The organism is uncultured Agitococcus sp. (assembly GCF_937920075.1).
Taxonomy (GTDB): Bacteria; Pseudomonadota; Gammaproteobacteria; order Pseudomonadales; family Moraxellaceae; genus Agitococcus.
Genome location: NZ_CALETI010000244.1, coordinates 1 through 6,509, shown reverse-complemented (window position 1 = coordinate 6,509; position 6,509 = coordinate 1). Strand labels below are relative to the sequence as shown.

At 39.9% G+C, this 6,509-nt stretch carries 7 protein-coding genes; 4 read left to right on the top strand and 3 right to left on the bottom strand.

Annotated elements, in window-relative coordinates:
• A partial coding sequence (locus Q0212_RS08565; RefSeq protein WP_297924528.1) for a phosphoethanolamine transferase occupies nt 1–1,374 on the top strand: 1,374 nt, incomplete at its 5' end.
• Between the two features lie 3 nt (nt 1,375–1,377).
• On the opposite strand, the gene Q0212_RS08560 is transcribed toward Q0212_RS08565, so the two are convergent.
• Nucleotides 1,378–2,217: a methyltransferase domain-containing protein gene (locus Q0212_RS08560; RefSeq protein ID WP_297924526.1), complete on the bottom strand. Its 840-nt coding sequence runs from the start codon at nt 2,215–2,217 to the stop codon at nt 1,378–1,380.
• A gap of 89 nt (nt 2,218–2,306) precedes the next feature.
• On the opposite strand from Q0212_RS08560, the gene Q0212_RS08555 reads away from it, so the two are divergent.
• Together Q0212_RS08555 and Q0212_RS08550 are read left to right on the top strand one after the other, a co-directional pair.
• Entirely contained in the window at nt 2,307–2,543 is a 237-nt protein-coding gene (locus tag Q0212_RS08555; protein WP_297924524.1) for a hypothetical protein, read from the top strand.
• Nucleotides 2,527–2,964: a PIN domain-containing protein gene (locus Q0212_RS08550; RefSeq protein WP_297924522.1), complete on the top strand. Its 438-nt coding sequence runs from the start codon at nt 2,527–2,529 to the stop codon at nt 2,962–2,964. Before Q0212_RS08555 ends, Q0212_RS08550 begins: the two co-directional genes overlap by 17 nt.
• A 39-nt stretch (nt 2,965–3,003) precedes the next feature.
• On the opposite strand, the gene Q0212_RS08545 is transcribed toward Q0212_RS08550, so the two are convergent.
• Nucleotides 3,004–4,260 carry an FAD-dependent oxidoreductase gene (locus tag Q0212_RS08545; protein WP_297924519.1) on the bottom strand — a complete coding sequence of 419 codons (1,257 nt, stop codon included), beginning with the start codon at nt 4,258–4,260 and terminating at the stop codon, nt 3,004–3,006.
• A 255-nt stretch (nt 4,261–4,515) separates the two neighbouring features.
• On the opposite strand from Q0212_RS08545, the gene Q0212_RS08540 reads away from it, so the two are divergent.
• Nucleotides 4,516–5,964 (top strand): YdiU family protein, encoded by a 1,449-nt coding sequence (locus Q0212_RS08540; protein WP_297924517.1) that lies wholly within the window; start codon nt 4,516–4,518, stop codon nt 5,962–5,964.
• 94 nt (nt 5,965–6,058) lie between these two features.
• On the opposite strand, the gene cas2 is transcribed toward Q0212_RS08540, so the two are convergent.
• Entirely contained in the window at nt 6,059–6,370 is a 312-nt protein-coding gene (gene cas2, locus Q0212_RS08535; protein WP_297924515.1) for a CRISPR-associated endonuclease Cas2, read from the bottom strand.
• Nucleotides 6,371–6,509 lie beyond the last annotated feature (139 nt).

The following is a 6,509-nucleotide window of genomic DNA, read 5'->3' as shown; positions in this document are numbered from 1 at the left end:
TTTGCTGCTTCAGGCACATATTCTATTAATAGTTTTAAGGTGGTGATTGATACTAGCCAAGTACAAAATCTTATGGAAACCGATAGCCAAGAGATGCTTGACTTATTTTTAAATATCAATGTGTTATTATATTTTATCTTGTTAGTTGTTTTACCTTGTTATTTCTTATGGTACAAACCCTTATTACATCAGACTTTTGTTAGCTACCTTAAACAAAAACTGGCCTTTATTGGTCTTTCTTTAATATTAGTAATCAGTATTCTGGGTATATTTTATGTTGATTATGCAGCCATGTTCCGCGAAAATCGTAGTCTGCGTTATTTAGTCAACCCCGTAAACAGTGTTAATGCTTTTTCTAACTATTTTACTCAGCATTCTAGTCTAGATAAAATTGCATTAAGCACGTATGGCATAGATGCCACTTACAACAAAAATCCAACTCAAAAACCGATATTACTGGTGTTTGTGCTAGGCGAAACCGCACGCGCTCAAAGCTTTTCATTAAATGGCTATCAACAACTTACTAATCCTTTATTAGCCAAACAACAGATTATTAACTTTAGCCAAGTGAGCTCTTGTGGCACAGCAACGGCTGTCTCTTTACCCTGTATTTTTTCGGGCTTTACTCGCAAAGATTATGATGAAAACACTGCACATCATCGTGAAGGCTTATTAGATATTGCTCAACGTGCAGGCTATAAAGTGACATGGATCGAAAATAATTCGGGTTGCAAAGGCGTCTGTGATCGTGTTGAGCAATTCCCTTTATTAGAAGATAAAAAAGCGCAATGGTGTAAAGATGGTGAATGTGTTGATGATTTACTGTTAGATACTTTTAGAGTGTTTTTGGCGCAAGCAGAACCCACTCATCGCGCCATTTTTTTACATCAAGAAGGCAGTCACGGCCCTGCTTATTATCGGCGTTATCCCCAGTCATTTGAGCAGTTTAAACCTGTTTGTAATACCAATGCCATTCAAGGCTGCTCGACACAGGCGGTAGTTAATACTTATGACAATACGATTTTATATACCGATTACATTTTATCGAGCATTATTGATGAGCTAAAAAGCTATCAGGATCGTTATCAGATTGTCTTTTGGTATGTGTCGGATCATGGCGAATCAACAGGTGAACATGGTTTATATTTGCATGGCACGCCCTACTTTTTAGCCCCAAACCAACAAACCCATGTGCCTATGCTAAGTTGGCTATCTGCTGATTTTCGCCAAAATCAGCCCGCTAAAAACCAATGCTTGCAACGCCAACAACATCAAGCTGTATCACATGATAATATCTTTCATACCATGTTAGGTTTAATGAGTATTAAAACGGCTGTTTATCAACAGGATTTGGACATGAGTCGGTGTCGGTGAATTTTACTCTCTCTCACAGGGAGAGGGAGCTTTTTGCCCACTAATTAACACATACTCCAACAACGGATTATTGGCTAACCATCGACACCATTGAGCAGTTAAGGAAATCTTTTGCCAATCAGCCGTGAGTTTATCTTTTAAACTTAACTGAGAAGCTCTGTACTCTATCCAATTGGCAAAGCCTAAAAAAACGTGTTGATTGAGTGGTTTTATCAGCAAATTTTGTAACTGTTGTTGTTGGGCAAGGTTGCTCATTTGCTCTGCACTTAGCACACTGGTTTGGCTGACGTGCGCCATACGCAATAAACTTTGAGCAAAAGCACGTTGGCCTAAAGAATACTGAGCATAATCATCGGCTAACATTAAGGTCGAAAAAGCAAAATGGCCTGATGGTTTTAATGCCGAACTTAATACCGCTAAAAATTGGTTTAACGATTGCGCATGATAAGCAGCATCGACACACAATACGACATCATATTGTTGATTGCTTAACGGTGGCTTTAAAGGCGAATCAAAACGCCCCTGCACCACTTGGTCAACAGTTGGCCATGCTTGTTGTTTAATATCGGTCACGCACTGTGGCCGATACTCTAAAGCATCTATCTTGTTTACCTTAAATTGTCGTTGCCAAAGTTCAAAAGCCGCACCATAACCACAGGCCAACTCTAACAAATCTTGTCCTGATTGTAGATTAACTGCTTGAGCATGAAGTAAGGCCAATTCTTGACAGGCTTGGCCGTAATCGGTTGCTTTTGCCCAATAACCTAAATTGTTCCAACGCCAATCTTCGGCATGGTTAGTGAGTAAATGACCATTAATGTTAAAGTTTTTCGGATTGGGCATGGTTTTAAATCTAGGGGCTGTTAAATATTTAGGTTATGATTAAATCATCTTTTGACGGTTGAATACTACTCTATGAATGGAGAGTGAATATGGCTAGCACCCTAGAAATTAATGAAAGTGCCTTAAAAGCTCTACAAGAGTTATGCAAAGAAACACGCATGAATCCCTCTAAAGTCATCCAAGAAGCTATTATTGCTTATCGTCGCCAACGTGCCAATGAAAAATACTTAGGTACTGGCCGTTTAGAGTTGAATAATGACCATCCCAGCGAAATAAAACAGGCTATTAAAAAATCACTTAAGGATAAACATGGATATTCTGCTTGATACAGGATTTTTAGTTGCCTTGATGGCCAAAGATAGCCAACATCACGATACCGCAAAAGCCATATTAGAAAAATATAGCCGTGCTAATTATCATACACTTTGGGAATGTGTGACAGAGGCAGGCCATTTTTTAAATATACAAGGTCGATACGCTTTATTAAATTGGTTAGCCGAATATGGAGTAACTGTTCATTCTAGCCGCGTTGAAGATTTAAAAGATATGGCTGCTTATATCAAAAAATATCCCAATGTTTCTAAAGGTAAAGGTGCAGATATTGCCGATGTTGCTTTGGTGTTTTTAGCCAATCGCTTAAAATCTTCGTATATTTTTACAGTAGATAGAGCAGATTTTACGGTTTATCGCACCAAAACAGGCAAACCATTCACCCGACTATGGGTACATGATGGTGATAACCACTAACCTTTGTCATGGCTTTTGTCTAATAGCCATTAATTAATGTTAAAGTTTTTCGGATTGGGCATGTTGTTTTATCGTTTTAATCACCATTTGTGCTGAACATACCGCACTTTCTAACAAGGGTACACCCTCATACGCCCACGAACCAACATAAAAAACACGTCTGTTGGCTTGTAGATGCCATGAATTTAATTGCGCCAAAATACCAACCGTATGACCGTTGACAACAGCACGTTGAAAAGCAGTGCGCGATAAAATTTTTGACTCATCTACATCAATAATTGGATTCCATGTTTGTAGCACAGGTGATTTTTTCGCTAAGGTTGGTTCAACTGCATTCACTAACACACTAAACATAAATTGCTGTAAGTGCGTATCTGCTTGAAAATTTAATGCCGTCCAATCACGCTTATAACGTGGCAAACAACGCAAATCTTGATGCACCACTAATTCACCCTGTGCATAAGGAATACCCGCCAATATTTGCCGTTCTTTAGCGTATGGTTCGCCTTGAATAAAACTTAATTGATTCGCTTGTGTTGCAACAATCACCCTATCAAATAAACCACCTTCACCACGTTTATTTTTGACTAAAACTTTATCGCCTTGCTCAACTACTTGCTCAACAGGGCTACCATGATAAGCGTGAATACCTTGTGCTAAACCACGTACTAAAGCCGATGTACCACCGTGTAAACGTAATAGACGTTTGCCTTGAGCGTGTAAAATATCGTTTAGTAAACTTAATAATTGATGACTTGGCCATGCTAACAAATGTGATTCATCACAAGTACAAATGGTTGTTAACAAAGGCAACACTAAACCGCGCCAAAAAACAGGATCAAATGGATGTTTGGCTAACACTTGCGCCAAGCTTTGTTGGGGATGATGTTGCGTGTAAGCCAATATTTTTTTTAGCTGATAGAGTCCTAAAGCGATTTTAGCCGTATTTAGATGAGCAAAACGCCATGATGCTAACATCGGCCAGCGTGTTACTGGCATTCGGCTGGAGCGAAACCATGTGTGTTGTTGTAAATCACTACATGACACATAGGTATCAACTTCAAAGGTTTTGACGCCCACTTCTTTGGCTAGGCTTAACACATGATGCCAACGTTGGGGGTTCATCACACGTAAAGGCACATCAACAATGCCACCTTCAACACTCAAGGTATGTGCATCCATACCATGCCCATGATGAGCCTCAAAGACTGTCACATCAAAGCCAGCTTGACGACCACGATATGCCGCCGTTAGCCCCGCAATACCACTGCCAATAATGGCGATTTTTTCAGTCATTACGTGTCATCTATTTAAACTATTGGAGCGATAGTACCAGCTTTATGTTTACATTGTAAACATGGTTTTACCTGAGTTCAAATAATTTCCATAGTGTGAAATATTGATAAATTCTCAAGTAGGCTCATAAAATAAAAATGGGTATCAAAAATTGATACCCATTTTAAACATCTTTTAAACTAATTTGCTTAACTGACTGGCATTACCTACTTTAACCGATTTATGATGCAAGCAAGATTTTCGTGAGCATCATTTATGGCGACTTTACAAACCCTGAATTTTGACAATAGCTTTGTTCGTTTAGCCAGTTGTTTATTTACGCCTGTTAAACCGCAAGCCCTTGTCCAACCATTTTTTATTCATGCTAATCCCCAAGTTGCCAAACTGTTAGAGCTAGATTACAGCGCAGAAGAATTAGTCCGTTATTTTAGTGGTGCAGACCCCTTGCCCAATAGCCAACCGTTGGCCATGACCTATAGCGGCCACCAGTTTGGTATGTACAACCCTCAATTGGGCGATGGTCGAGGTTTGTTATTGGGTGAAGTTGTCAACCAACAGGGTGAGCGTTGGGACATTCATCTCAAAGGCGCAGGCAAAACGCCCTATTCACGTTTTGGTGATGGTCGTGCGGTGTTACGTTCGTCGATTCGTGAATATTTATGTGGCGAAGCAATGCATGGTTTAGGCATTCGCAGCACTCGCGCCTTATGTTTAATTGGTTCTAAAGAACCTGTCCAACGTGAAAAAATCGAAACCGCCGCCACGATTGTCCGTGTTGCTGATAGTCATATTCGTTTTGGTCATTTTGAATGGTTATTTCACAATCAAGAAAAATTATTACCTTCGTTTGCCGATTATGTCATTAATCGCCACTACCCAGCGTGTCGTCAGGCCGACAAGCCCTATACTGCCCTATTAACCGCGATTGTTGAGCGCACCGCCACCATGATTGCCAATTGGCAATTGGTCGGTTTTGCACATGGCGTGATGAATACCGATAATTTTTCGATTACAGGCAGCACCTTTGATTATGGGCCTTATGGCTTTTTGGATAGCTATCAACCGAGTTTTATTTGTAATCACTCTGATACTTCTGGCCGTTACGCATGGAATCAACAACCCAGTATTGGCTTATGGAACTTAAATGCCTTGGCTTATGCTTTATCACCATTAATTGCCAAAAATGACATTATTGATGCCTTACAAAACTATGAAAAAGTGCTATTAGCTCATTATTATCAAGGCATTAAAGCTAAATTAGGTTTAACGACAGATCATGACGATGACAATAACTTAGCCTTTGATTTTTTAGACATTTTAATGAAAAATCACATGGACTACACACGCAGCTTTAGGGCTTTAAGTTACAGTGGTAAAGAAGATAAATTTTGTGCTTTACGTGACGATTGTATAGACCGAGAGCGTTTTGATAACTGGTTTAAACAGTATCAACAACGTTTAAGTTTAGAAACGCAAAGCGATGAACAACGCCAACAACAGATGCAAGCTGTTAATCCTAAATATATTTTGCGTAATTATTTGGCACAAATTGCCATTGATAAAGCTGAACAAGGTGACTACAGCGAAATTGATATTTTGCTAAAACTGTTACAACAGCCTTATGCTGAACATCCTGAGTTTGAGCGTTATGCCAATACGCCTCCCGATTGGGGACAACATTTAGAAATTAGCTGTTCGTCTTAGCTTTAAATGATTGGTTTTAAGGCCTATTCAGAAGATTACCTGTTATACTATGCCCTCGCCAACTCGTTGAGTTGCCGAGGGTTTTCTTTGTTTTTCAAAATAGTTCACCTTGCTCTGGCGCATCATAAATTTCCTCTTTGCGACTTTGAGCACCAAAAAAACTCATCGTAACGCCCATTTGTCTATCTGTTAAAAAGTAAAAATCGACTTTGCCATTCGGTGGCACAACCTTGCCATATCGCACGGCCGCACGTTGAGCATCGGCCAAACAACTAAAATGCCGACAATACACCGAGTTTTGTACCATACTAAACCCCTCTGCCAACAACATAAGTCGGTATTTGGCAGCACGCTTACGCGCCAATGCCGTAGTAACAGGCAAATCAAAGGCACAAACTAACCACATAATACGCCACCCTGCCTCACTCATGGCAACCAACTTGGCAGTTGCAGTGCGTCTATTTCTTGGGTGGTCACTGCATCCACATAGGATTGTACCATGTCATAAGCTGCCGCGCTTAAACGGTAGTTAGCCTCTTTAAATT